Genomic DNA, 1,547 nt, shown 5'->3' with positions numbered 1-1,547 from the left:
AATGAAACCAGCTAATGTTTGTCAAGCATTGATGACTTGGAATTTGAGAAAAATGGTGCTATACTTTTTGTACATGCCAAAGAACCTCCGGTGGTGCGGAGGGTATTGGTTAAATATGGAATTATGTCTTGTAGGGCGTGCCTTTCATCAAGATGGCGTAAATGTGATGCAGCAGCTTGTTCGCGCAGGCAATCACCGTCACCTTGTAGGGCTTGCCCTCTTTCCTTTTTTTCGCGTAATAATGACTAATCCTGCTATTAGCACTTCTCCGAAGTCCGCATTGCACAGCCAAATATAGCGCTCGTCGAAGTCTCTTGGAGCCTCGTTTCGTAATCCGGTTGCTCGTGGCTGTGAACTTTCCAGAACTGTAGATGCCCGGATCTAGCCCGGCATAGGCGACGAGTTGCTTGGCATCCCTGAACTGGCTTACATCGCCGACTTCTGCCACGATGGCAGCCGCTAGCTTGTCTCCGACGCCTGGAATGCTTTTGACCCATTCCACTTCAGGAAGTTCCCCAGCCACTTCTTCCATCTGCTTTTCCAAATGACTCAACTGTTTGTCGAATTCCAACAGCAGCGCGATCATGCTCGTCAATGCGATGCTTTGGGAGTGACTCCTGGCTTGTGTGTTCCAGCCCAGCATGAGTCCCCTCAGCCGTTCTGTTTTCGCTGCCATCCATCCTTTCGAACGGGATTTCCCTACACATTCATGGATGAGCGCCTCCACATCTTCCGCGTTATTCGCCAAGCATCGCTGCAGTACTTTTAACGCCGTTGACGAGTACAGATTATAAAACAACCCGATGAAGTCCGGAAACACTTGCTCAAGCAAAGCGCGACTGTTTAACTTGGCCTGCACGTACATACCGGTTACAAACTCATGCTGCCTCGTCAGATGCTGGAGCTCGGTGTACGATTCATCCCAGTCACGGTGTGCTTTAACGTCCCCTCGGTAGTACATCTCGGCCAAATGCCAAGCATCCGCTGCATCTGTTTTGACCTTTCGCAACTGCGTACCTTTCGCGCGCTTCGCTTGCAGAGGATTGACGATGTAGTAGATCCATCCCCCGCGTTTCAAATACCCAACCAGACTCCGGTGGTAATGACCGGTTGCTTCCAGTACAACGATGGGCTCAACACCACTTTCATGCTTGAGTACGCCTAACATGTCTCCTAGTTGCTCAAAGCCTTGCTCTCCATGTTGAACGGTTTCCGTCCTCCCGAATGGCTCATTGCGCCTCATGAAAGCCTGAACGACGCTAAACCCCTTCGCTACGTCAACTCCAACCACTGGCTGCATCATATAAACTCCTCCACTTCACTCACCGGCATTCCCACCTAATGGCTTCCAAACCCATAGCTTCGCTTGTGATGCGAGGTCATTGCCTCTACCAGCTCAAACATGGTCATTGGACGGTAGGGGGAGAACAGTTTCATCGACGGGATCTGCGTCCCTAAAGATGCTTCGTTTTCCCGGCTACCACCATCGTATAACACTTACAAAAATAGGCCAACCAGAATTCTCTGGCTGACCTAATAATACGAAA

General features: G+C 50.2%; 1 protein-coding gene. It reads right to left on the bottom strand.

From position 1 onward, the window contains the following. Positions 1 to 121: 121 nt before the first annotated feature. On the bottom strand, positions 122 to 1,300 hold the full coding sequence (locus K0T92_RS24460; protein WP_219875247.1) for an IS110 family RNA-guided transposase: 1,179 nt from the start codon (positions 1,298 to 1,300) through the stop codon (positions 122 to 124). Positions 1,301 to 1,547 lie beyond the last annotated feature (247 nt).

It is taken from the genome of Paenibacillus oenotherae, assembly GCF_019443105.1.
GTDB classification, from domain to species: domain Bacteria; phylum Bacillota; class Bacilli; order Paenibacillales; family Paenibacillaceae; genus Paenibacillus_Z; species Paenibacillus_Z oenotherae.
Note: the sequence above shows the minus strand (reverse complement) of the source record. Positions and strands in the feature narration are given on the sequence as shown.